General features: G+C 73.2%; 17 protein-coding genes, 2 tRNA genes and 1 pseudogene. 9 read left to right on the top strand and 11 right to left on the bottom strand.

Annotated elements, in window-relative coordinates; genetic code table 11:
* Nucleotides 1-21 precede the first annotated feature (21 nt).
* Nucleotides 22-951 carry an NTP transferase domain-containing protein gene (locus ACF09K_RS09975; RefSeq protein ID WP_392242437.1) on the top strand — a complete coding sequence of 310 codons (930 nt, stop codon included), beginning with the start codon at nucleotides 22-24 and terminating at the stop codon, nucleotides 949-951.
* Complete coding sequence (locus ACF09K_RS09970; RefSeq protein ID WP_392242097.1) at nucleotides 948-2,372, top strand: molybdopterin molybdotransferase MoeA; 1,425 nt, start codon at nucleotides 948-950, stop codon at nucleotides 2,370-2,372. The genes ACF09K_RS09975 and ACF09K_RS09970 overlap by 4 nt, the downstream gene beginning before the upstream one ends.
* Nucleotides 2,373-2,494: 122 nt before the next feature.
* Here ACF09K_RS09970 and ACF09K_RS09965 read toward each other — a convergent pair whose 3' ends face one another.
* On the bottom strand, nucleotides 2,495-3,610 hold the full coding sequence (locus ACF09K_RS09965; protein ID WP_392242095.1) for a potassium channel family protein: 1,116 nt from the start codon (nucleotides 3,608-3,610) through the stop codon (nucleotides 2,495-2,497).
* Between the two features lie 114 nt (nucleotides 3,611-3,724).
* Between ACF09K_RS09965 and ACF09K_RS09960 the strand changes: the two are divergent.
* Nucleotides 3,725-4,393: pseudogene (locus tag ACF09K_RS09960) on the top strand (potassium channel family protein); the annotation flags it as partial.
* A gap of 67 nt (nucleotides 4,394-4,460) precedes the next feature.
* Here the strand turns inward: ACF09K_RS09960 and ACF09K_RS09955 are convergent.
* Together ACF09K_RS09955 and ACF09K_RS09950 are read right to left on the bottom strand one after the other, a co-directional pair.
* Nucleotides 4,461-5,318, bottom strand: coding sequence for an ABC transporter permease (locus ACF09K_RS09955; protein ID WP_392242093.1), 858 nt, complete (start codon nucleotides 5,316-5,318; stop codon nucleotides 4,461-4,463).
* Nucleotides 5,315-6,319, bottom strand: a complete 1,005-nt coding sequence (locus ACF09K_RS09950) for an ATP-binding cassette domain-containing protein (RefSeq protein ID WP_392242091.1) — start codon at nucleotides 6,317-6,319, stop codon at nucleotides 5,315-5,317. Before ACF09K_RS09950 ends, ACF09K_RS09955 begins: the two co-directional genes overlap by 4 nt.
* Nucleotides 6,320-6,467: 148 nt before the next feature.
* On the opposite strand from ACF09K_RS09950, the gene ACF09K_RS09945 reads away from it, so the two are divergent.
* A complete protein-coding gene (locus tag ACF09K_RS09945; RefSeq protein WP_392242089.1) occupies nucleotides 6,468-7,448 on the top strand; it encodes an NAD(P)H-quinone oxidoreductase in 981 nt (326 codons plus the stop codon).
* Between the two features lie 16 nt (nucleotides 7,449-7,464).
* Here ACF09K_RS09945 and ACF09K_RS09940 read toward each other — a convergent pair whose 3' ends face one another.
* Nucleotides 7,465-7,722, bottom strand: a complete 258-nt coding sequence (locus tag ACF09K_RS09940; RefSeq protein ID WP_392242087.1) for a hypothetical protein — start codon at nucleotides 7,720-7,722, stop codon at nucleotides 7,465-7,467.
* 744 nt (nucleotides 7,723-8,466) lie between these two features.
* Between ACF09K_RS09940 and ACF09K_RS09935 the strand changes: the two genes are divergently transcribed.
* Entirely contained in the window at nucleotides 8,467-9,015 is a 549-nt protein-coding gene (locus ACF09K_RS09935) for a bacterial proteasome activator family protein (protein WP_392242085.1), read from the top strand.
* 85 nt (nucleotides 9,016-9,100) lie between these two features.
* Here the strand turns inward: ACF09K_RS09935 and ACF09K_RS09930 are convergent, their stop codons facing one another.
* Nucleotides 9,101-10,732 carry a protein kinase gene (locus tag ACF09K_RS09930; protein ID WP_392242083.1) on the bottom strand — a complete coding sequence of 544 codons (1,632 nt, stop codon included), beginning with the start codon at nucleotides 10,730-10,732 and terminating at the stop codon, nucleotides 9,101-9,103.
* Nucleotides 10,733-11,077: 345 nt separating this feature from the next.
* Here ACF09K_RS09930 and ACF09K_RS09925 point away from each other — a divergent pair, with 345 nt between their 5' ends.
* Nucleotides 11,078-12,733, top strand: coding sequence for a protein kinase (locus ACF09K_RS09925; RefSeq protein WP_392242082.1), 1,656 nt, complete (start codon nucleotides 11,078-11,080; stop codon nucleotides 12,731-12,733).
* A 93-nt stretch (nucleotides 12,734-12,826) separates the two neighbouring features.
* Here the strand turns inward: ACF09K_RS09925 and ACF09K_RS09920 are convergent, their stop codons facing one another.
* A complete protein-coding gene (locus ACF09K_RS09920; protein WP_392242435.1) occupies nucleotides 12,827-13,831 on the bottom strand; it encodes a phosphotransferase in 1,005 nt (334 codons plus the stop codon).
* A 606-nt stretch (nucleotides 13,832-14,437) separates the two neighbouring features.
* Between ACF09K_RS09920 and pdhA the strand changes: the two genes are divergently transcribed.
* The 3 genes from pdhA to ACF09K_RS09905 are packed head-to-tail and all read left to right on the top strand — an operon-like array spanning nucleotide 14,438 to nucleotide 18,183.
* Nucleotides 14,438-15,697 (top strand): pyruvate dehydrogenase (acetyl-transferring) E1 component subunit alpha, encoded by a 1,260-nt coding sequence (gene pdhA / locus ACF09K_RS09915; protein WP_392242080.1) that lies wholly within the window; start codon nucleotides 14,438-14,440, stop codon nucleotides 15,695-15,697.
* Between the two features lies 1 nt (nucleotide 15,698).
* On the top strand, nucleotides 15,699-16,676 hold the full coding sequence (locus tag ACF09K_RS09910) for an alpha-ketoacid dehydrogenase subunit beta (RefSeq protein ID WP_392242078.1): 978 nt from the start codon (nucleotides 15,699-15,701) through the stop codon (nucleotides 16,674-16,676).
* A 10-nt stretch (nucleotides 16,677-16,686) separates the two neighbouring features.
* On the top strand, nucleotides 16,687-18,183 hold the full coding sequence (locus ACF09K_RS09905; RefSeq protein WP_392242077.1) for a dihydrolipoamide acetyltransferase family protein: 1,497 nt from the start codon (nucleotides 16,687-16,689) through the stop codon (nucleotides 18,181-18,183).
* A gap of 143 nt (nucleotides 18,184-18,326) precedes the next feature.
* Here the strand turns inward: ACF09K_RS09905 and ACF09K_RS09900 are convergent, their stop codons facing one another.
* The 5 genes from ACF09K_RS09900 to ACF09K_RS09880 form a co-directional block, all read right to left on the bottom strand.
* Nucleotides 18,327-20,678 carry a hypothetical protein gene (locus ACF09K_RS09900; protein ID WP_392242075.1) on the bottom strand — a complete coding sequence of 784 codons (2,352 nt, stop codon included), beginning with the start codon at nucleotides 20,676-20,678 and terminating at the stop codon, nucleotides 18,327-18,329.
* Between the two features lie 3 nt (nucleotides 20,679-20,681).
* Nucleotides 20,682-20,753 (bottom strand) — tRNA-Gly (locus tag ACF09K_RS09895).
* Between the two features lie 5 nt (nucleotides 20,754-20,758).
* Nucleotides 20,759-20,830: transfer RNA gene (locus tag ACF09K_RS09890), tRNA-Pro, on the bottom strand.
* Nucleotides 20,831-21,011: 181 nt separating this feature from the next.
* The gene (locus ACF09K_RS09885; RefSeq protein WP_392242073.1) at nucleotides 21,012-22,325 is read right to left on the bottom strand and encodes a nitrate/nitrite transporter; all 1,314 of its coding nucleotides are present in this window, start codon (nucleotides 22,323-22,325) and stop codon (nucleotides 21,012-21,014) included.
* The gene (locus ACF09K_RS09880) at nucleotides 22,322-22,984 is read right to left on the bottom strand and encodes a GntR family transcriptional regulator (RefSeq protein WP_392242071.1); all 663 of its coding nucleotides are present in this window, start codon (nucleotides 22,982-22,984) and stop codon (nucleotides 22,322-22,324) included. Before ACF09K_RS09880 ends, ACF09K_RS09885 begins: the two co-directional genes overlap by 4 nt.
* Nucleotides 22,985-23,126 lie beyond the last annotated feature (142 nt).

The following is a 23,126-nucleotide window of genomic DNA, read 5'->3' as shown; positions in this document are numbered from 1 at the left end:
GGCGTCGGTCACGATGCCGTCGTGCTCGCCGGCGGCGGTGCCCGCCGGCTGGGCGGCGCCGACAAGCCCGGTGTGCCGGTGGGCGGGCGCGCCCTGCTCGACCGGGTGCTCGGCGCCTGCGCCGACGCCGGGACCACGGTCGTCGTCGCGGACCGGCGGCCGACCGTCCGGCCCGTGCGCTGGGCACGCGAGGATCCGCCCGGCGCGGGACCGGTGGCGGCACTCGGCGCCGGGCTGCGCCACGCCACCGCGGACTTCGTCGTCGTCCTCTCCGCAGACCTGCCGTTCCTCGCCGCGGACACCGTCCGCCGGCTGCTGACCGCCCTGAACGCCGAGGGCGCCGAGGGCGCGCTGCTCACCGACGCCGACGGCCGTGACCAGCCGCTCGTCGCCGCCTACCGCACGTCCGCCCTGCGCCGTGAACTCGCGGCGCTCGGCGAGGAGCACGGCGGCCTCACGGGGCTGCCCCTGCGCCGGCTGACCGCCGGTCTCGACCTCACCCGCGTCCCCGACCCCGTCGCGTCCTTCGACTGCGACACCTGGGACGACATCGCCGCCGCCAGAGCACGCATCAGGGAGCATGGTCACGTGTTGGACGAATGGATTTCCGCAGTCAAGAACGAGCTCGGCATCGATCTCGAGGTCGACACCGGCGCTCTCCTCGACCTCGCCCGCGACGCCGCCCACGGAGTGGCCCGGCCGGCGGCTCCCCTGACCACCTTCCTGGTGGGCTACGTCGCCGGGCGGGCGGGGGGAGGCCCGGAGGCCGTCGCCGAGGCGACCCGCAAGGCCGCCGCCCTGGCGATCCGCTGGGCGGACGAAGCAGGGGAGGCCGACGGTGCCGGTGGGGCCGGTGGGACGGACGGCGTCGCTTCCGGTGCCGGGGCCGTCCCGGGACAGCCCGACGTGGCCCCCGACGCCACGCCCGACACGCGCCCGGACGCCGGATGACCGCCCCCGGCATCCGAAACGGTGAGGACGCCGAAGAGGATCTCGACGTCGAGGAGGCGCTCGCCCTCGTGAAGCACGGCAACCGACCCGTCCGTCCGTCCGCCGGCGCCACACCCGACCCGGCGGTCCCGCACGGCGGGGAGCGCGGCTCGCACGGCCAGGGGCACGGCGCGCACGACGGCACCGCCCCCGCCCACGAAGCACGCCACGGGAAGGCCGCCGTCACCTCCTGGGCCGACGCCCGCGCCCGCGCCGGTCGTGCCGCCCGTTCCCTCGCCGCCCGCCGCACGCCCGTCTCCGTGGTCCTGGAAGACGCCCTCGGCCTCGTCCTGGCCGCTCCCCTCGCCGCCCTCACCGACCTGCCCTCCTTCGACACCTCCGCGATGGACGGCTGGGCGGTCGCCGGGCCCGGCCCCTGGGCCGTGCGCGACCAGGGTGTGCTGGCCGGAGATGCCGGACCCGCACGCCTCGTCGACGGCGAGGCCGTCCGGATCGCCACCGGCGCCCGGATCCCCCCGGACACGACCGCGGTACTGCGCAGTGAGCACGGCCGCACCGACGAGAAGGGCCGGCTGCACCCCGACCGCGATCTCCAGCACGGGCAGGACATCCGTCCGCGCGGCCAGGAGTGCCGCAGCGGTGAGCAGTTGCTGCCCGCCGGAGCGGTGGTGACCCCGGCCGTGCTCGGGCTCGCCGCGGCCGCCGGATACGACACGCTCGCCGTGGTCCCCCGACCCCGGGTCGAGGTGCTCGTCCTCGGTGACGAACTGCTCACCGAGGGGCGCCCGCACGACGGGCTCATCCGGGACGCGCTCGGACCGATGCTTCCGCCGTGGCTGCGGGCGATGGGTGCCGAGGTGGTGGCGCTGCGCAGGCTCGGCGACGATGCGGAAGCCCTGCATCAGGCCCTCACCACGTCCACGGCCGATCTGATCGTCACCACCGGCGGGACGGCCGCGGGGCCCGTCGATCATGTTCACCCCACCCTGCGCCGCATCGGCGCCGGACTGCTGGTCGACGGTGTCGAGGTGCGTCCCGGGCATCCGATGCTGCTGGCCGGGATCACGCAGGACCGATACCTCGTCGGCCTGCCGGGCAACCCCCTCGCGGCCGTCTCCGGGCTCCTCACGCTCGCCGAGCCCCTGCTGCGCACCCTCGCCGGCCGCCCTGCCCCGGAGCCGTACACGCTGCCCCTGCGGGAGGTGGCGCACGGTCACCCGCGGGACACCCGGCTTGTCCCGGTCGTCCTACGGGGCGATCACGCCGTGCCGCTGCACTACAACGGCCCGGCGATGCTGCGGGGCATCGCGGCGGCCGACGCGCTCGCCGTCGTACCGCCCGGGGGCGCACGGGCCGGCCAGGAGACGGAACTGCTCGATCTTCCGTGGGCGGTGGCCGGGATCGATGCCTGTTTCACGTGAAACATCCGAAGAGGGTGAGTCATCCGGTTGTTTCACGTGAAACACCCTGATGGTCCCCCACGGCGTGTTTCACGTGAAACATCCCGAGGAAAGGGCGTGCCCTCGGAAGCCCGCAGCCTGGTTCACGTCTGTTCGGCCACCTTCGCCCGGCTCACTGTGATCACCCGGTCCCCCGCCTGAAGCTGCGTGAGGCGGGGGTCGGCGAAGTCCAGCAGGTCCTTGCCGCGGACGACCGCCACCACCAGGTCCGTGGAGGCGCGTGGTGACTTGCCGGCCTCCTGCCTGGTGACGGGGCGCTCGATGAGATCCAGGCCGCTGCCGAGGGTCATGAGGTCCTCCAGCGTTCTGGCCACGGTCGGGCTGACCATGGAGACGCCCAGCAACCGGCCGGCGGAGCTGGAGCTGGTGACCACGGTGTCCGCGCCGCTCTGCTTGAGCAACGGCACGTTCTCGTCCTCCCGTGCGGCGACGACGATCGTGGCGCGTCTGTTCAGCTGGCGGGCGGTGAGCGTGACCAGGGCGGCGGTGTCGTCGCGCTGCGGGGCGACGATCACCCGGGAGGCGTGGGCGACCTCGGCCTTGAGCAGCGTCTCCGAACGGGTGGCGTCCCCCACCACCGACACCAGCCCGTCGTCCCCGGCCGCGTGCGCGGCCTTGCTCTGGACGTCCACCACGACGATCTGCTCCTTGGGGATGCCCTGCCCGACGAGCGTCTCCACCGCGTGCCGGCCCTTGGTGCCGTAGCCGACGACCACGACGTGCCGGTGGGTGCGGCTGCGCCAGCGGTGGATGCGGACCTGCTGACGGGTGCGCTCGGTGAGGACTTCGAGGGTCGTGCCGACCAGGATGATCAGGAACAGCACACGCAGCGGCGTGATGACGAGGATGTTGACGAGCCGGGCCGAGTCGCTGACGGGGGTGATGTCGCCGTAGCCGGTGGTGGAGAGGGTGACGGTGGCGTAGTAGGCGGCGTCGAGGAAATCGACGGAGCTGTCGGAGTTGTCGTTGTAGCCACCGCGGTCGAGGTAGACGATCAGTGTGGTGACCAACAGCACCAGCAGGGCGAGGGCGAGACGCCGCAGCACCTGCTGGAGCGGAGGCAGGGAGCTCTGCAACGGCATCGTGATGGAGCGGCCCGCCTCGGCGTCGTCCCGTGCCTCGGCGCGTGAGCGGTACCACAGGGACCGGAAGAGAGAGAGCCGTCCCGGCCCGGCTGGATGTCGTTCGTGGTCTCGCATCGCGTGGCCCCCTGTGGTGGTGATCCGATCGGTGGGCACCATGGTTCCTGGCGGAGTCGCACCCGTCAGGACGCGACACCCGTTTGCGTACCGAGCTTTCGCCCAGCAACCCGGAGGTCCCCCTTGCGCGACCACACTGTCGTCGTCGGTTTCGGCACGAAAGGCCGGTCCGCGATCCGGACCGCCTGTGCGGCGGGGCTGCGGAAGGAGCAGGTCGTCGTGATCGATCCCGGTGCCAGGATGATCGACGCGGCGACGGCTGAAGGTTACGAGGGTGTGGTCGGTGACGGTACCCGCAGTGACGTCCTGCGGCGGGCGGAGGTGCAGCGGGCGGGCCGGATCATCATCGCGACGGAACGCGACGACACGGCCGTGCTCGTGATCCTGACGGCCCGCCAGCTCAATCCGCGGGCGAAGATCGTGGCCGCGGCGCGGGAGGAGGAGAACGCGCCGCTGCTGAAGCAGTCCGGCGCCGACGAGGTCATCACCAGCGCGGGAGCGGCCGGACGGCTGCTCGGCCTGTCCGTGCTCAGCCCCGCGGCGGGCCGGGTGATGGAGGACCTCATCCATCAGGGCAGCGGCCTCGACCTCGTCGAGCGGCCGGTCACCAAGGCCGAGGCGGGACGCGCCCCGCGTGAGACGGACGACCTGGTGGTGAGCGTCGTGCGCGGCCACCGGGTGCTGGCCTACGACGATCCGGCCCTCGGAGTGCTGGAGTTGACGGACCGACTCGTCACCATCGTGCGGGTGCCGCCGGAGGCGCCGAAGGCACTGCGCTTCTGACCGGGCTGCACGCCCTACGCACGGCCGCACCGCGCAACCGCGCTGCGCGGTCGTGGAGACGCAACCGTTACTTGCGGTTGTAGAGGCGCATCGTGACGGGCCCGAAGACCAGCACGAACAGTCCCGCCCAGCCCAGGGACCAGGCGACCTCGGCGGTCGGCCGGTCGCCGGCCATCAGCCCGCGCACCGCGGACGCGAGGTGGGTGACCGGGCTGTTGTTCACGAACGCCTGGAGCCAGCCCGGCATGGTCCTCGGGTCGACGAACACGTTGGACAGGAAGGTCAGCGGGAAGATCACCATCATGCTGACGCCCATCACCGACTTCTCGGTGCGCAGCAGCAGCCCGAACATGGTCCAGATCCACGAGAAGGCGAAGGAGAAGACGATCAGCAGGGCGATGCCGGTGAGGACCCCGAGGACCCCGCCGTCCGCCCGGTAGCCGAGGATCATGCCGACGGTGAGCATCACCACGGACGCGAGGGCGTAGCGCAGGGCGTCGCCGAGGAGATAGCCGACCATCGTCGAGGGCCGCCAGATCGGCAGCGAGCGGAACCGGTCGAAGACCCCCTTCTCGATGTCCGTGTTCACCGACACGCCCGTGTACATGGTGATCATCACGACCGACATCACGAGGATGCCGGGCAGCAGGAACTGGATGTACTCCCCGGGCGAGCCGGCCAGTGCGCCCCCGAAGAGGTACGTGTACATCAGCACCATCATGATCGGGAACGCCGTGACGTCGAACAGCTGCTCCGGCACGTGTTTGATCTTGAGGACGGCCCGCCAGCCGAAGGTGAGGGAGGCCGACCAGGCGCTCGGCCGCGGTGGGCGCTCCTTGGTGACCAGCAGCGCCGCGAGGGAGTCGGCGCGGACCGGCGCGAGGTCCCGGCTCTCGTTCGTCGTCCTGGTCGTCGCGGTGCTCATGCGGCCACCTCGTTCCCGACGGCGTCGTCCGCCTGGGTGTCGTGTCCGGTGAGGGCGAGGAAGACCTCGTCCAGGCTGGGCTGTCCCAGCGAGAAGTTGTCGACGGTGACGCCGGTCCTGGCCAGCTCGGCGAGTGCCCGGGCGGCCTGCTCGGCGGCCGTGTCACCGGCCGTCGCGGCCAGCCGGGCCGTCAGGGCCACCGGGTCGGGGTCGTGCTGCACCCGCGCGTCCAGCACCCGGCTCAGCACCTCGGCGGCCCGCTGACGCTGCTCGGCGTCCCGCAGCCTCAGGTGGACGGACCCGGCGCCCACGGACGCCTTCAGCTCGCCCTTGGTGCCTTCGGCGATCACCCTGCCGTGGTCGATGACGGCGATGCGGGACGCCAGCTGGTCGGCCTCGTCCAGGTACTGCGTGGTCAGCAGCACGGTGGTGCCCTGTGCGACCACCGCCCGCACGATGTCCCACACCTGGTTGCGGCTGCGCGGGTCGAGCCCGGTCGTCGGCTCGTCGAGGAAGAGCAGGTCGGGCGTGCTCAGGATGGACGCGGCGATGTCGATACGGCGGCGCATGCCGCCCGAGTAGTGCTTGACCTGCCTCGAGGCGGCGTTGGTGAGCCCGAAGGCCTCCAGCAGCTGTGCGGACCGCTCGCGCGCGGCCTTCTTGGCGTGCCCGAGGAGCCGGGCCAGCAGCACCAGGTTCTCGGCGCCGGTGAGGTCCTCGTCCACGGACGCGTACTGGCCGGTGAGGCTGACCAGGCCGCGCACCGCGTCGGCCTCGCGGACGACGTCGTGGCCGAAGACGTGGGCCTGGCCGCCGTCGGGCCGCAGCAGGGTGGCGAGCATCTTCACGGTGGTGGTCTTGCCCGCGCCGTTGGGACCGAGGACGCCGTAGACGGTGCCGGCGGGAACGGCGAGGTCCACGCCGTCCACGGCCCTGGTCCCGCCGAACGTCTTCACCAGGCCCGCGGTCTCGATCGCCGGGCCGGCGGTGTGCTGGCTCATGGTGGTGGTGTCCCTTCCGCGCACGGGATGATGCAGGGGAGACCTCCACCGCCGCACGAACTCATCGGTCGCGCACCGGATTCTCGCCGCGGGCCGGCCCGGCGGGCGGGACGGCCGCGACCGGTCACCGCGGGGTAGCGTCGCCCTCATGCATGCGATCACGATTCCTGAACCTGGTGGTCCCGAGGCGCTGGTGTGGGACGAGGTCCCCGACCCCGTGCCCGGCGAGGGCGAGGTGCTGGTCGAGGTGGCGGCCAGTGCCGTCAACCGTGCCGACGTCCTCCAGCGGCAGGGCTTCTACAACCCGCCGCCGGGGGCCTCTCCCTACCCCGGTCTGGAGTGCTCCGGCCGGATCGCCGCGCTCGGTCCGGGCGTCTCGGGCTGGGCCGTCGGCGACGAGGTGTGCGCTCTGCTCGCGGGCGGCGGATACGCGGAGAAGGTCGCCGTACCGGCCGGGCAACTGCTGCCGGTGCCCGAGGGGGTCGACCTCGTGCGGGCCGCGGCGCTGCCCGAGGTGGCCTGCACGGTCTGGTCGAACGTCTTCATGGTCTCCCACCTGCGTCCCGGCGAGACGCTGCTGGTGCATGGCGGCTCCAGTGGCATCGGCACGATGGCGATCCAGCTCGCCAAGGCCGTCGGTGCCACGGTCGCCGTCACCGCGGGCAGCGCGCAGAAGCTGGAGCGGTGCGCCGAGCTGGGCGCGGACATCCTGATCAACTACCGCGAGCAGGACTTCGTCGCCGAGATCGGGAAGGCCACCGACGGTGCCGGCGCCGACGTCATCCTCGACAACATGGGCGCCAAGTACCTGGACCGCAACGTCCAGAGCCTCGCCGTCAACGGCCGGCTGGCGATCATCGGCATGCAGGGCGGCGTCAAGGGCGAGCTGAACATCGGCGCGCTCCTCGGCAAGCGCGCCGCGATCAGCGCGACCTCGTTGCGGGCCCGCCCCCTCGGCGAGAAGGCGGCGATCGTCGCGGCCGTGCGCGAGCACGTCTGGCCGCTGCTCGCCGCCGGCCAGGTCCGTCCCGTCGTGGACCGCGAACTCCCGATGAGCGACGCGGCCGCGGCGCACCGGGTCGTCGAGGACAGCGGGCACGTCGGCAAGGTCCTGCTGGTCACCGGCTGAACCGGCGCCACCGGCCTCAGCCGCGGCGCAGCCGCAGGCCGAGGAGGCCGAGGCCGAGGCCCATGCCGATGAGGACCAGACCGCTGCCGAGGGGCAGGATCCGCAGCATGCGTCCGACGGGCCGCTCCTCGGCGGCCTCGGTCCGCCCCGCGGCCCGCGGCGACGCGGAGGGGACGAGCCGGGCCCCGGGCGGAGTCCCGTCCGGGGCGGTCGTCTCCTCGGCGAAGCCCTCCTCGTCACCGGCGTCCATGTCGGCGTCCACACCGGCGTCCATACCGGCATCCGTAGCGGCGTCCGTGTCCTCGTCGACGGCCTCGGGATCCGTCCCGGCCGTCTCCCGGGTGCGGCCGGGGCGCGCCCGGCCCTCCCCGGCCCGGCTTCCGGCCCGGCGGCCGTCGGGCGACGCCGAGTCCGGGGCGGACGGCGACGCGGTCGGGGACACCGCCGCGGGAACGGGTGACGGCGGGCCGGGCGACGGCGGGACGCGCTCGTGCCCGGCACCCTGCGAGGGCGTCGAGGCGGGACGGCCGTGCGCGGGACCGGTCTCGTACGCCGGACCGTCGCCGCTTGCCGGACCAGGACCGCGGGTCTCCCCAGAGCCGTGCGTCTCGCCAGAGCCGTGGGTCTCCCCAGAAGCGTGCGTCGGGCCACGGCCGGAGACCGGCCGGCCCTCGTCCGCCGGCGTGCTCCCGGCCGTCGGCCCGCTCCCGTGCGCGATGCTGCTCGCGTACGCCGCCCCGGAGCCGTACGCCGGTACCGCCGCGTCCGCCCGCACACCTCCGTACGGCAGCACGGCCACCAGCAGCCCCGTCCCCACTCCCACCCCGCACAGCCCCCGCCGCCATGGAGTCACACCCGTGACCCCCTCCCGGTGTCCAGTCGTCACACAATGAGGGCACAAGCCTCACATGACGGATTGAGGGCCGCATTCCGGACTGCGCCGGACGGGAAAGCGGGCGATCGCCCTTCACGGGGGGCGCCCCGATGATGAGGTGTAGGGGTGCGAGAGAATGACGGCATGGAGATGCCGAGGAACGAACGGTCGCCGGAGAACGCCCAGAAGATCCTGGTCGTAGGCCAGGACGGCATGGCTCTCGGTGGCATCGACGCGGACGACGACTCCCGTGAGATCCCCGTGACCGAGCAGGTCGAGCAGCCGGCGAAGGTCATGAGGATCGGCAGCATGATCAAGCAGCTGCTGGAGGAGGTGCGTGCGGCTCCCCTCGACGAGGCCAGCCGCGTCCGTCTCAAGGAGATCCACTCGAGCTCGGTGAAGGAGCTGGAGGACGGCCTGGCGCCGGAGCTGGTCGAGGAACTGGAGCGGCTCTCCCTGCCGTTCACGGAGGGGTCGACCCCGAGCGACGCGGAACTGCGGATCGCGCAGGCTCAGTTGGTGGGCTGGCTGGAGGGTCTGTTCCACGGGATCCAGACCACGCTGTTCGCCCAGCAGATGGCCGCGCGGGCCCAGTTGGAGCAGATGCGCCGTGCCCTGCCGCCGGGGGTGAGTGGTCCGGAGGGTCCCGAGGACCCGCGGGCGGGCGGCCGTTCGGGCGGCCCGTACCTGTAGGGCCCCGCCCGGGGAACCGATGCGCGTCCGTACCGACGAGGAAGGGCCCGGCGACCGACGCCGGGCCCTTCTCGGTCGTCCGGGGTCAGGACGGCGGGTTGCCCGTGGAGACGCTCAGCTCGATCTCCGGCATGTTCTCCGGGTCGACGTCCGTCCCGGCGGAGGGGAACTGGTCCATGACCGTGCCGTCGCCGTAGGTGTTCTCGTCCTGGTCCTTCGTCTTGATCGACCAACCGGCGGCCTGGAAACAGGCCTTGACCGAATCGATGTTCTTGAACTTGAAGCTGGGGACCCGGATCTTGTCGGGGTCGTTGTACGACTCCTGCGGCTCCGTGCACTCGCTCGTGTCGATCGTCTTGGACGTGTCCGGGCCCCGGTAGCCGGTGTCCTTCGTCGTCGAGGTGGAGGCGATGGTGACGGGTTCGCCGTCCTTGTCGTCGCCACCGCCGCCGCCGGAGGCGAGGGTGCCGATCAGGGCGCCGACGGCCGCGACGGCCACGATCGCCGACCCGACGAGCGCTCCCGCGTTGTTCCTGCGGCCGCCTCCGGACGCGCCCGGGGCCTGCTGGTTCGTGGGGTACCCGGACGGGGTCTGCGGACCCTGCTGGTGACCGTAGGCCGGAGCGGGCGTCCGGTAGCCCTGCTGCGGATAGCCGTACGACGGAGCGGGCGTCTGGGGAGTTCCGTATGGGTTGGGTGTCGGGGCCGGCTGGTACGGCGTCTGGACGTTGCCCACCGGGGTCTGGGGGCTCTGGCCGACCGGCGGGAACACCGCGGAGCCGACGCCCGAGCCGCTCTGCGAGGGGGTGCCGGGCACGATGCTCGGCGGCGCGGGCTGGAAGGAGGCCGCGACGCGCAGGCACTCGTCGCGCATGGCGACGGCGGTGGGGAAGCGTTCGTTCGGGTTCTTCTTCAGCGCGCGGGCGACCAGGGCGTCGACGGCCGGCGGCAGCGCGCGGTTGATGGCGGACGGGGCCACCGGCTCCTCCTGCACGTGCGCGTACGCGATCGCCAGCGGCGAGTCGGCGTCGAACGGCAGTCGTCCGGTGACCAGTTGGAAGAGCATGATGCCGACCGAGTACAGGTCGGAGCGGGCGTCCACGCCGCGGCCGAGGGCCTGTTCGGGCGAGAGGTACTGCGGAGTGCCGACGACCATGCCGGTCTGCGTCATCGAGGTGACGCCGGACTGCATCGCGCGCGCGATGCCGAAGTCCATGACCTTGACGACGCCGCGCTTGGTCATCATCACGTTGCCCGGCTTGATGTCGCGGTGGACCAGGCCCATCTCGTGGCTGATCTCCAGCGCGGCCAGCACGTCCGCGGTGATCTTCAGGGCCTTGTCGGCGGGCATCGCGCCCTGCCGCCGCACGTCCTCGTCGAGCACCGAGCCGAGCGGGCGGCCCTCGACGTACTCCATGACGATGTACGGCGTGGTCAGGCCGTCGACGTCGTCCTCGCCGGTGTCGAAGACCGAGACGATGTTGGTGTGGGTGAGCTTGGCCACGGCCTGGGCCTCGCGGCGGAAGCGCTCGCGGAAGGCCTGTTCGCGGCCGAGTTCGGTGTGGAGCGTCTTGACCGCGACCTGCCGGTCGAGCACCGAGTCGTAGGCGAGGTGGACCGAGGCCATGCCGCCCTCGCCGAGCAAGTCGCGCAGCTGATAGCGGCCACCGGCGAGCGCCCGCCCCGCGTACCGGCCCTGCGCGCCGTCCTGGCTCATTCTCTGCGTCCCCCGTCAGGCCCTCAGCGCTGCCGCTCGCCGTGGCTTGCCCATTGATCGAAAGTGCTATTCCCGGCCAAGTCTGCCCCAGGGCACCGACACGTCAAGCTCGGTGCCCGTTCCGTGACCGTACGCGCAAGAAGAGTCGCGGAAGCGTTACAGGTGCCGTACTCCCGGTGCACAGGATTTGCACGCCGATGCGGAGTGCGGGTTTGATGGCCGATCCGTCTGGGGCCGATACCCGGGCTGATCCCGGACCGGCGGCTTGCGCGGAGGCTGTAGCGTGGCCGACGGAGACCGTGACAACACCGCGCGCACCGCGGGCAGAAACGACGGCGAGGACTGATGGCACAGCAGCAGCGCGCTCAGGGCCCGTCCGACCCCGAGGCGACTGGCGGCGGTATGTCAGATGCGCCGGAGATGTGGGGTAACGGCGGACTTGTCGGGGACGGCCGTTACCGGCTGACCGGCAGACTCGGGCGGGGCGGCATGGCGGAGGTGTTCGCCGCCGAGGACGTGCGTCTCGGCCGTACCGTCGCGGTCAAGCTGCTGCGCGCGGATCTCGCCGAGGACCCGGTGTCCAAGGCTCGCTTCACGCGCGAGGCCCAGTCGGTGGCCGGTCTCAACCACCACGCGATCGTCGCCGTGTACGACTCCGGCGAGGACGTCGTCGGCGGCCAGAGCGTGCCGTACATCGTGATGGAGCTGGTCGAGGGGCGGACGATCCGCGACCTGCTCCTCAACGCCGAGGCGCCGGGGCCCGAGCAGGCGCTGATCATCGTCTCCGGGGTGCTGGAGGCGCTCGCCTACTCGCACCAGCACGGCATCGTGCACCGCGACATCAAGCCGGCGAACGTGATCATCACCGACAACGGCGCGGTGAAGGTGATGGACTTCGGTATCGCGCGCGCCCTGCACGGGGCGTCGACGACGATGACGCAGACCGGCATGGTGATGGGCACCCCGCAGTACCTCTCCCCGGAGCAGGCGCTCGGCAAGGCCGTCGACCACCGCTCCGACCTGTACGCCACCGGCTGCCTGCTGTACGAACTGCTCGCGCTGCGGCCGCCCTTCACCGGTGAGACGCCGCTGTCGGTGGTCTACCAGCACGTGCAGGACATCCCGGTCCCGCCGTCGCGGACCTCGGACGGCGTGTGCCCGCCGGAACTCGACGGCCTCGTCATGCGTTCCCTCGCCAAGGACCCCGACGACCGCTTCCAGACCGCGGAGGAGATGCGCGGCCTCGTCCAGTACGGCCTCCAGATGCTGTACGACCAGGGTGCCCACTCCGGCACCTGGAACACCGGCCCGGTCGGGGCGGCCACCGGCGCGGGTGCCGCCGCGGCGGGCTTCGCGAGCACCAGCGTGCTGCCGCAGGGCACCGGCGGCTCCCACACCTCGCAGATCCCGCAGCCGATCCTGCCCGCCGGCTACGGCAGTGGCGACGACGGCGGGTTCGAGGGACACGGCAACCAGGGCAACGGCCGCGGCAGGCTGTGGATCCTCGCCGTCCTCGCGGTGATCGCCATCGCCGCGGGCGTCGCGCTCGCGCTGAACACCAAGGGCGGCGGCAGCGGCGGCGGCAGCGGGACCTCGACGTCGCCGAGCGCCACCCCGTCCGCCTCGGACGACCGGACGAGCCCGTCGCCGAGCGAGGAGCCGTCCGACGAGGCGTCGCAGGACACCTCCGAAGGCGGCAGCACCGGTTCGAACTCCGGGTCCGACTGGACGCCGTCGTACACGCCGTCGTACGAGCCGTCCCCGGATTACAGCAGTCAGCCGTCGGACAAGCCGTCGGATCCGGTGTCGAGCGACCCCGGCACCACCGGCGGCACCACCACCGGCGGCACCGCCGACCCCGGCACCACCGGCGGCGGCACCGCCGACCCGGGAACCACCGGCGGCGGTACCACCGACGGTGGCACCACCGACGGCGGTACGACGCAGGGCGGCACCCTCTCCGGCGTCACCACCGGCGGCAGTGCCGGCGAGGCCGGCTGACCGGCCGCACGACGCCGCGCACGCGCGCGTGAGCCCTTTTTGACGGGGCCTCACGCGCGCGTGCGCGTTGCGGGGCACTCCCCTCGGCGGCCCTCAGTCCGTGAACGCGTCGCACACCGCGTCGTACTCCCGGGTCCACCACACCACGAGGGCGGAGGCGGCCGGGAACTGCGGGTCGGCGCGGGTGTCGCCGCGCTCGTAGTGCCAGCGCAGCATCCAGAAGTCGTTCAGGCGCTCCCACCACACCCGGTGCACGGCCGCCGCCAGTTCGCGGGACGTGGCCCCGGCGGCGGGCCGGTACGCGCGCGCGTACGCCCGCGCCTTCGGCAGGTCGAGGGTGCCGTCGGGCCGGACGAAGAAGATCGCGGCGGCACGTACGGCCTCCTCGGCACGGGGCTGCACGCCGAGCCGGTCCCAGTCGACGATGGCGGCGGGGGCCTCCCCGCGGTAGAGCAGGTTGAACGGGTGGAAGTCGCCGTGCACCCAGCCGGCCGGGCCGGCGTGCGGGGGGCGCCGGTCGGCGTGCCGTTCCAGCAGGGTGCGGCGCTCCAGGAGCCGGTGGCGGGCCAGTTCGTCGAAGGAGCCGGCGGGGCGGTGCCGGCGCACGCGCGCGAGGAGGCCGTCGATCAGGGCGAAGGTGTCGGCGGGCGCGGGGCTCTCGGCGGGAGCGGCGCCGGTTCGCGCCCGGGACGGCATCACGCGTTCCAGGCTGGCGTGGACCGTCCCCAGCAGCGCCCCCAGACGCCCGCACGCGCCGGGGGTGAGCTGGGCGCCGTGGCGGTGCCGGCCGTCGATCCACGGGTGCAGGGCGTAGGCGTGGCCGCCGACGACGGCGACCGTGCGTCCGTCGCGGCCGGGCAACGGGGGCGCGACCGGGACCCCCAGGGCGGCGAGGCGCTGGGTGGCCCGGTGCTGGCGGGCGATCGAGTCCGGGTCCGCGGTGTCGGGATCGAAGTGGTGCTTGAGGAAGTAGCGGCCGCGGGTGGTGCGCAGCCGGTAGCCGCGGTTCAGCAGCCCCTGGTCGACGGGCTCACAGGCGAGCGCGGAACCGGCGGCGTAGCGCCGGAGCAGGGCGCCCACAGGGGGCGCGTGGGGCATCAGGGGTGGTACACAGGAGCGCGGCACGCGCCGATGGTAGGGCACGTGGCGAGGCTGTGAGCTGGGCGTTGTCACAGACAGTCACCGAACGTCACAAGTGATCTCGGGTGGTCGGCTTGGGGCGTGCCTCGGCGGCGAAGTGGTCCCGGCGGGTGCCGTCCGCCGGCCGGTCGGTCACTCGTCGCAGGCGGGGGCGGCGGTCGGCGGGGGCGCGCGGCGGGCTTCCCGGAGTGCGGATCCGGAGGGAACGGTGGAGAAATGTTCCTTTTTATCTGAATGTGGGTGCGGAGCCACTCCCGAGCGGAAACTCTTCCCGTGACCTGGGTGCGCGGGATAACGTGCCGTTGCTCCGGCCTCCTGCAAGGCTGTGACCAGGCCCCTTCCGGACTTTGCCGATTTACTTGGAAATCCAAGCAAAAACGCAGGTCAAGTGGGGTTTCACAGAAATGTGTCGCACTGGGTAACGTGAGGCTTGCAGGGCGCTCGCCGGGGCACCTGTCACGCCTGTTCCGGCCGAGGGCACCCACCCCGTGCACGGGTCGAGGAACAGGTGAGCCGCACTGGTCACCCGGCAACCCCGGGGGCCGGACCGACGGAGGAGCACACGTGACCGTGGAGAGCACTGCCGCGCGCAAGCCGCGACGCAGCGCCGGAGGCAAGGCCGGCGCCACCGGCACCGGCACCGGGACGGCGGCCGAGGCCACCGGCACGGCGGCCAAGGCCACCGGCGCCAAGCGCGCCACCCGCACCAGCCGCGCCGCCGCCGGGAAGGGCACCGCCGAGCCCCAGCTCGTGCAGCTGCTGACGCCCGAGGGCGAGCGCGTCAAGAACGCCGAGTACGACCCGTACGTCGCCGACGTGACGCCCGAGGAACTGCGCGGTCTCTACCGCGACATGGTGCTCACCCGCCGCTTCGACGCCGAGGCCACCTCCCTCCAGCGCCAGGGCGAGCTGGGCCTGTGGGCCTCGCTGCTCGGCCAGGAGGCCGCCCAGATCGGCTCCGGCCGGGCCCTGCGCGACGACGACTACGTCTTCCCGACCTACCGCGAGCACGGCGTCGCCTGGTGCCGCGGCGTCGACCCGGCGAACCTGCTCGGCATGTTCCGCGGCGTCAACAACGGCGGCTGGGACCCCAACGGCAACAACTTCCACCTGTACACGATCGTGATCGGCTCGCAGACGCTGCACGCCACGGGCTACGCGATGGGCGTGGCCAAGGACGGCGCGGACTCGGCGGTCATCGCCTACTTCGGCGACGGCGCCTCCAGCCAGGGCGACGTGGCCGAGTCGTTCACCTTCTCCGCGGTCTACAACGCGCCGGTCGTGTTCTTCTGCCAGAACAACCAGTGGGCGATCTCCGAGCCGACCGAGAAACAGACCCGCGTGCCGCTCTACCAGCGCGCCCAGGGCTACGGCTTCCCGGGCGTCCGCGTCGACGGCAACGACGTCCTCGGCTGCCTCGCGGTCACCAAGTGGGCGCTGGAGCGGGCCCGCAGGGGCGAGGGGCCGACCCTCGTCGAGGCGTACACGTACCGCATGGGCGCCCACACCACCTCCGACGACCCGACGCGCTACCGCCACGACGACGAGCGGGCGGCCTGGGAGGCGAAGGACCCGATCCTGCGCCTGCGCCGGTACCTGGAGGCCTCAAACCACACGGACGACGGATTCTTCGCGGAACTCGAGTCCGAGAGCGAGGCGTTGGGCAGGCGAGTGCGCGAAGCGGTCCGTTCCATGCCGGACCCGGACCACTTCGCCATCTTCGAGAACGTGTACGCGGACGGGCATGCGCTCGTCGACGAGGAGCGGGCCCAGTTCGCCGCCTACCAGGCGTCGTTCGCGGACGCTCCCGAGGGGGGTAACTGAGATGGCGGAGAAGATGGCTCTGGCCAAGGCGATCAACGAGTCGCTGCGCAAGGCCCTGGAGTCGGACCCCAAGGTCCTCGTCATGGGTGAGGACGTCGGCAAGCTCGGCGGCGTGTTCCGGGTGACGGACGGCCTCCAGAAGGACTTCGGCGAGTCCCGCGTCATCGACACCCCGCTGGCCGAGTCGGGCATCGTGGGCACGGCGATCGGCCTGGCCCTGCGCGGCTACCGCCCGGTGGTGGAGATCCAGTTCGACGGCTTCGTCTTCCCGGCCTACGACCAGATCGTCACCCAGCTCGCGAAGATGCACGCGCGTGCGCTCGGCAAGGTCAAGATGCCGGTCGTCATCCGCATCCCCTACGGCGGCGGCATCGGCGCCGTCGAGCACCACTCGGAGTCCCCCGAGTCGCTCTTCGCGCACGTGGCGGGCCTGAAGGTGGTCTCCCCGTCGAACGCCGGCGACGCCTACTGGATGATGCAGCAGGCCATCCAGAGCGACGACCCGGTGATCTTCTTCGAGCCCAAGCGGCGCTACTGGGACAAGGGCGAGGTCGACCCCGAGGCGATCCCCGGCCCCCTGCACGGGGCGCGGGTCGTCCGCGAGGGCACCGACCTGACCCTGGTCGCCTACGGCCCGATGGTCAAGCTCTGCCAGGAGGCCGCCGCCGCGGCCGCCGAGGAGGGCAAGAACCTGGAGGTCCTGGACCTGCGGTCGGTCTCCCCGCTCGACTTCGACTCGATCCAGGCCTCGGTGGAGAAGACCCGCCGGCTGGTCGTCGTCCACGAGGCGCCGGTGTTCTTCGGCTCGGGCGCGGAGATCGCGGCCCGGATCACGGAGCGCTGTTTCTACCACCTGGAGGCCCCGGTGCTCCGGGTCGGCGGCTACCACGCCCCGTACCCGCCGGCGCGCCTGGAGGAGGAGTACCTGCCGGGTCTGGACCGGGTACTCGACACCGTCGACCGCGCCCTGGCGTACTGAGGAGAGGGTCGTGACGACGATGACGGAAGCGTCCGTGCGCGAGTTCAAGATGCCCGACGTGGGCGAGGGCCTCACCGAGGCCGAGATCCTCAAGTGGTACGTCCAGCCCGGCGACACGGTGACCGACGGCCAGGTGGTGTGCGAGGTCGAGACGGCCAAGGCGGCCGTCGAGCTGCCCATTCCCTACGACGGCGTGGTGCGGGAGCTGCGGTTCCCCGAGGGCACCACGGTCGACGTCGGCGTGTCGATCATCGCGGTGGACGTGTCGGGAGGGTCGGCCCCGGCCGGCGCCCCCGCTCCCGCCCCCGCGCCCGCCGTGGAGCGGCAGCCCGAGGAGCCGAAGACCGAGGGGTCCGGCCGCCAGCCGGTCCTCGTCGGTTACGGCGTGGCCGCGTCCTCCACCAAGCGCCGCCCGCGCAAGAGCGCCGAGATCCCGGCGCAGGAGCCGGCGGCGGCCTCCACGGCCGTCCAGGCGGAACTGAACGGACACGGCACGGCCCCCGCGGCCGCCCCCGTCCCGGCCGCCCCCGCTCCCGCCGCCGCCCCGGCCGCCGACCGGTCCCGCCCGCTGGCCAAGCCGCCCGTGCGCAAGCTGGCCAAGGACCTGGGCGTGGACCTCGCCTCGGTGGTCCCGTCCGGCCCGGACGGCATCATCACCCGCGAGGACGTCCACGCCGCCGCGGCCCCCGCGCAGGCCCCGGCCGGGCCGACGGCACCGCAGTCCGTGCCGGCGGCCGCCCCGGTGCCGGCCGCCGCCCCCGCGCAGGCCCCGGCTCCGGTCGCCGCGTACGACACGGCACGCGAGACCCGTGTCCCGGTCAAGGGTGTCCGCAAGGCGACGGCGGCGGCGATGGTGGGCTCGGCGTTCACGGCGCCGCACGTCACCGAGTTCGTGACGGTCGACGTCACGCGCACGATGAAGCTCGTCGAGGAACTCAAGCGGGACCCCGACAAGTACGGGATGCGGGGTCTGCGGGTCAATCCGCTCCTGCTGATCGCCAAGGCCCTGCTGGTCGCCATCAGGCGCAACCCGGACGTCAACGCGTCCTGGGACGAGGCCAACCAGGAGATCGTGCGCAAGCACTACGTCAACCTGGGCATCGCGGCCGCGACCCCGCGCGGGCTGATCGTGCCGAACATCAAGGACGCCCACGACAAGACGCTGCCGGAGCTGGCCGAGGCGCTCGGCGAGCTGGTGGCGACGGCGCGCGAGGGCAGGACCTCCCCCGCGGCCATGCAGGGCGGCACGGTGACCATCACCAACGTCGGCGTCTTCGGCGTCGACACCGGTACGCCGATCCTCAACCCCGGCGAGTCCGCGATCCTCGCGGTGGGCTCGATCAAGCTCCAGCCGTGGGTCCACAAGGGCAAGGTGAAGCCGCGCCAGGTCACCACGCTGGCGCTGAGCTTCGACCACCGCCTGGTCGACGGCGAACTGGGCTCCAAGGTGCTCGCCGACGTGGCGGCCGTCCTGGAGCAGCCGAAGAGACTGATCACCTGGGGCTGACCCGCGCACACCCCGTCCGGAGGAGCCGCGTACCCGCGTGCCGGGGACGCGGCCTCCTCCGCAGGCGGGGCGAGGGCGGCGGGGACGCGGCGGCGGATCGGGAGCGGGCCGGTCCCCCCCGCACCGGCGGGGCCGGCCTCCCCTCACCTCCGCACCGCGCCCCCGGGGTCCTCCCGCATCCAGTGCCCCGTGGTGCTCCACCCCAGCAGCCGACGGCCCGCTCCGGAATCCGCCGAGCCGCCCTCCGCGACCTGGCACAGCCCGGTGACCGCCGGGTACAGCCGGCCCGCGACGTGCCCCGGCCGGCGCTCGGCCTCCTCCGCCAGCCAGGACAGGGTGCGGTCCCGCTCCGCCGCCGTGCACAGGGACAGGTGGAACACCATCTGGCGCCAGGCGTAGGCGGTGTCCTTGATGGTGGCCAGGGGGCGCGGGTTGCCGTGGATCCGGGCGGTCAGCCGGCACACCGTGCCGAAGCTGCGCCGGGCCAGGTCCTCCCAGCCGGTGGCGGGGGCGATGCCGACCCGGTGGACCAGGGTGGCGAGGTTGTGCGTGGTGAGGATCTGCGCCTGCTCGATCACCGTGCCGTTCGCCGCCGTGGAGCCGTGCCCGTACCCGTGCCCGTACCCGCGCCCGGAGCCGTGCTCGCGGCCGGACGAGGACGGCCGGGCCCGTTCGGCGCACAGCTTCGCGAACCCCGGGGAGGTGCGGGGCCGGGTCTGCCGGTTCTGCGCCTCGGCGGCCTCGGTGATCGCCATGTCGCGGATCGCGCGGTAGTCGACGGCGTAGTAGCGCTCGTACAGCGAGCCCCCGCCCAGGAGCTCCGCCGCGACGCGGGCCGCGGCGAGGAACTTCGGGGTGAAGGTGCCCATGAAGATGTCCGCGGCCAGCTCCTCCACCAGGGGAGCGCCCAGTTCGGCCTGGCGGGCCAGCACGGCCAGCTCGCGGACCAGCGGGTTGGGCAGGACGGTGGCCGGGAAGGCCTGTACGGCCAGTTCGCCCAGCTGCCGCAGCGTGAGCGCGGTTTCCGTGCCCGTCCCGGGGTCGGAGCGCTGCCCGGCCACGGCCCTCACCCAGGGCAGTTCCTCCGCCCGCACCTGCCGTTCGAGGTTGAGCAGCAGCAGCGACCGGCGGTCGCGGAAGGCCCGGTGGCCGGCGGCGGCCAGCGTGCGCAGGGACTCGTCCGGGTAGGCCCGCGCGGTGGTGACGGCGACGAGCTGCGGGACCAGTTCGGCCAGCACCTCCGCGGACGGCACGAGACCGCGCTCCACGAGCGTGCCGACGGGCGCGCTCAGCGCGGCCTCGACCGGCCGCCGCAGGGCGGCCGGGATCGCGGCGCCCGCGGGCAGTCCGGTCTCCCGCGCCTCCCGCGCGCCCACCGGGAGCAGGAGCGGCTCGATCTCCGCGGCTCCCGTCTCGCGGGGCAGTCCGGCCAGCCGCCGCAGCACCAGCCGGGCGAGCGCGTGGTGCGAGGGGAGCGCCGCCTGGGCGGCCTGTTCCCGGCGCAGCGCCGTCAGCCGTGCGGAGCCGGGCAGCCCGCGGCGCCGGACCATGGAGGTGACGGCGTGCCGCAGCAGCCCGGATCCGCGCGCGTCCAGCTCCCGCCCGGCGACGGTCTCCTCCAGGGCGTTCCGCAGGATCGCCAGGTTCTGCCGGGGGTCGAGGTGCTTGGTGCAGTACGTGTGCCGAAGGGCCAGGCCGGCGTAGCGGCGCAGCAGTTCGCCGCCGCGCCCGCGCCAGTCGGCGCCGGGGGCGCGGGCCAGGACGCGCCCGTCCTCGTCGGCCGTCTCCAGCCAGAGCGCGAGCAGTTCGTCCCCGAACGGCTGCCAGACGGTCAGCGCCTCGCGCTGTGTCTCCACGGCCCGGCTGGGCGTGCGCCGGGCGAGTGCGTCGACGGCGTCGCCGACGGTACGGCGGTGCACTGCGCCGGGGTCGGGCGCCGGGAGGCCGGACGGCTTGGGCGTGAACCGCAGGAGGCCGGCGAACGGGGCGAGTTCCCCGACGAGGTCGAGCGCCGCCTCCGTCTCCCCCGCCCGCGCCAGCCACGCCACGGTGAGCAGGGCGGCCTCCTCGGGCACGGTCACCTCGTACCGTCCGGAGTCGAGCAGCTCGTGGAGCAGGCCGAGCCCTTCCTCGGACAGCCAGTACGCGAACAGGTCCCGCCGGTTCTCGGGGACGCCCGCCCGGCGCGCGGCCTCGGCCTCATGGGCCAGCAGGGGTCCGCCGGCGGCCGGCTTCCCGGTGGCGAAGCCGCCGCGCACGACCTCGGGCGTCACCCAGGCGGGCAGCCCGGCGACGGGGGTGCGGGAGCCGATCGTCAGCCGTCCGTCCGCCATGCCCGACAGGACGTCGCGCCAGCGCCGGCCCCGTTCCCGCGCGCGGCGGCGGGTCTCGGGGTCCTGGTGGTTCCGGGCGGTCGCGAGTGCCTCGGCCAGTCGGCGGTACGCGTGGCCCGGGTTCGCCTCTGCGGGATGCTGCTGGTCAGCGTCGTGGTTCATAAGCCGGCGTGACGGGTTCCGCCCCCGTGCCCTCCGGGAGGGAAGCCCGGTGCTCTGCTGCTGAGCTACACGCCGAGGAGCCGACGTGGCGGGTTCCGCCCCCGCGCCCTCCGGGTCCCGAGCCCGGTGCTCTGCTGCTGAGCTACACGTCGTCGGCACCGACGCTAGAACCCGGACGGGCGTGCGGACAAGGGGATTTCACGAAGGACGGCGGCGGGCGACGGGTGGTGGGCCTCGGACGACGGACGGCGGAGCCCGGGCGGCGGGCGGCGGGTCTCGGGCTTCGGGTGAGGGACGGCGGGCGGCGGGCGGTGGGCCCGGTGGTGGGTCAGGTCACGCGGGCACGTGGACGGACGACACGCGGCTGGCGACCAGGCGTTCCCGTTCCCGGCGGGCCGCACGGGAGCGCAGCCGCAGGATCTGGCTGACCCCGAGCGCCTGGAGCGCGAACACCGAGGAGAAGGCGATCCGGTAGTCGTCGCCGGTCGCGTCCAGCAGGACGCCGATCGCGAGCAGGGTCGACATGGAGGCGACGAACCCGCCCATGTTGGTGATGCCGGACGCGGTGCCCTGCCGCTCCGGCGGGTTCGCGGGCCGCGCGAAGTCGAAGCCGAGCATCGACGCCGGTCCGCAGGCGCCCAGCACCGTGCACAGCGCGACGAGCAGCCACATCGGCGCGTGGTCGCCGGGGTAGGCCAGCGTGGCCGCCCACAGCAGCGCGGTCGCCCCGACCGTGCCGAGCGCCAGGGGGAGCCGCGCCCCGTGGTGCCGGGCGACGACCTGGCCGTAGACGAGTCCGACGGCCATGTTGGACAGGACGACCAGGGTCAGCAGTTCGCCGGCGGTGGCGCGGCTGAGGCCCTGCGCCTCGACGAGGAACGGCATGCCCCACAGCAGCAGGAACACCATCGCCGGGAACTGGGTGGTGAAGTGCACCCACAGGCCCAGCCGCGTCCCCGGCTCCCGCCAGGACTCGGCGATCTGCCGCCGTACGTAGGCGGTGCCCCGGTGCGGGAACGGCTGGGGCTCGTGGCCTTCGGGGTGGTCCTTCAGGAACAGCAGGAGCAGGACGAGGACGACGACCCCGGCGAGCGCGCTGCCCGCGAACGCGGCCGTCCATCCGATGCCGTGCAGCAGCCGGGCCAGGAGCAGGGTGGAGACGAGGTTGCCCGCCATGCCGGCCAGGCCCGCGAGCTGCGCGACGAGGGGGCCGCGCCGGGCCGGGAACCAGCGGGTGCCGAGCCGCAGCACGCTGATGAACGTCATCGCGTCGCCGCAGCCGAGCAGGGCGCGCGAGGCGAGGGCGGTGCCGTAGGTGGGGGAGAAGGCGAAGCCGAGCTGTCCGGCGGTGAACAGGACGACTCCGATGGCCAGCACCTTCTTGGTGCCGAGCCGGTCGACCAGCAGTCCGACGGGTATCTGCATGCCGGCGTAGACCAGCAGCTGGAGGATCGAGAAGGTCGACAGGGCCGAGGCGTTCACGTCGAAGCGGTCGGCGGCGTCGAGGCCGGCCACCCCCAGGGACGTGCGGAAGATGACGGCGACGAAGTAGACGGAGACGCCGATCCCCCAGACGGCTGCCGCGCGCCGTCCGCCCGGGGGTGCCCCCTCCGGGGGAGGGTCACCCGGCAGGGTGATGTTGCTCATCGGACCTCACCCCGCGCCAGGTGCGAGAACCAGTCGACGTGCCGGTGGACGATTTCCACGGCCGCCTCCGCGTCGCCGGAGCGCAGGGCCCGGAGTATCTCCTCGTGCTCGGCGAGGGTCTTGGCGATCCGGTCGGGGTGGGAGTGCATCACGGCGACGCCCATCCGCAACTGGCGGTCGCGCAGCTGGTCGTAGAGCCGGGACAGGATCTCGTTGTCGCCGCTGCGGACGATCTCGGCGTGGAAACAGCGGTCGGTGACGGCGGCCCCGGCGAGGTCGCCGGCGGCGGCCTGCGCCTTCTGCTGCGCCAGGAGTTCCTCGAGCCGCCGGATCAGCCCGGCGGGGGCGGGGACGGCCTTGCGCGCCGCGTGCTCCTCGACCAGCAGCCGGGTCTCCACGACGTCCTTGATCTCCTGGGCGGAGACCGGCAGGACCAGGGCGCCCTTCTTCGGGTAGAGCTTGATCAGCCCCTCGGCCTCCAGGCGCAGCAGTGCCTCGCGCACCGGTGTCCGCGACACCCCGACGGCCTCGGCCAGCTCGCCCTCGGTGAGGAGGGCGCCGCCCTCGTAACGGCGGTCCAGGACACTCTGTTTGACGTGCGCGTAGACGCGTTCGGCGGCGGGGGGCCGCTTGACGGGCGCGGGTGCGGCGGAAGACATGCGGACAGCATAGATACAACAGGGGTGCAAGGGGGAGCCGGTTCCAGCATGCGGAACGGGCGTCCGTCCGGCGTCCGCGCGGCCCGGGGCGAGGGGGTGAGGGGGTGAGGGCTCCCGGGGCGAGAGGGCGAGGGGGCGAGAG

It is taken from the genome of Streptomyces sp. NPDC014882, from assembly GCF_043081325.1.
GTDB lineage: Bacteria > Actinomycetota > Actinomycetes > Streptomycetales > Streptomycetaceae > Streptomyces.
Note: the sequence above shows the minus strand (reverse complement) of the source record. Positions and strands in the feature narration are given on the sequence as shown.